We start from the raw sequence: 633 nt of genomic DNA on the forward strand, positions 1-633 counted from the left end.
ACGACGACCAGGTGAAGATCCGCGGCTTCCGGATCGAGCCGGGCGAGATCGCGGCGCGGCTCTCTGAGCACGCGTTACTGCGCGAGGCCGTGGTGGTGGCGCAAGAGGATCGCGCGGGCGAGACGCGTCTTGTCGGCTATGTGGTGTGCGCGCCCGAGGCAGGATCGGACGAGGGAGATGGAAGCGAGCTGGCCGGTGCCTTGCGCGCACACTTAAGTGCACGGCTGCCGGACTACATGGTGCCGGCCGCGTTTGTGCGGCTTGCGGCGCTGCCGTTGACGGTGAACGGCAAGCTGGACCGCAAGGCGCTGCCGGCACCGGAGGATGAGGCCTACGCGCGGCGCGCCTATGAGGCGCCGCAGGGGCCCATTGAGACGCAGCTAGCGACGATCTGGGCCGAGCTTCTGGGGTTGGCGCGGGTCGGACGGCACGACAACTTCTTCGAACTGGGCGGCCACTCGCTTCTTGCCGTGCGATTCTTGAGCCGGCTGTCGCAGGCGCTGGGTGTACAGCTATCGCTGACGACGCTGTTTGCCAAACCGGTGCTGGCAGATCTGGCGGAAAGCATCGTCGCGGAGTTGAGCCGGTCCGGTCTGCAAGAGCTGCCGGCGATTGCCGAGGTGTCGCGCGATG

Annotated in this window: 1 protein-coding gene; it reads left to right on the forward strand. The window is 67.5% G+C overall.

The genetic code is table 11. From position 1 onward, the window contains the following. Nucleotides 1-11: 11 nt before the first annotated feature. On the forward strand, nt 12-633 hold a 622-nt coding region (locus J6497_RS40870; RefSeq protein WP_312010470.1), incomplete at its 3' end, for a phosphopantetheine-binding protein.

Source organism: Bradyrhizobium cenepequi (assembly GCF_020329485.1).
GTDB classification, from domain to species: Bacteria; Pseudomonadota; Alphaproteobacteria; order Rhizobiales; family Xanthobacteraceae; genus Bradyrhizobium; species Bradyrhizobium cenepequi.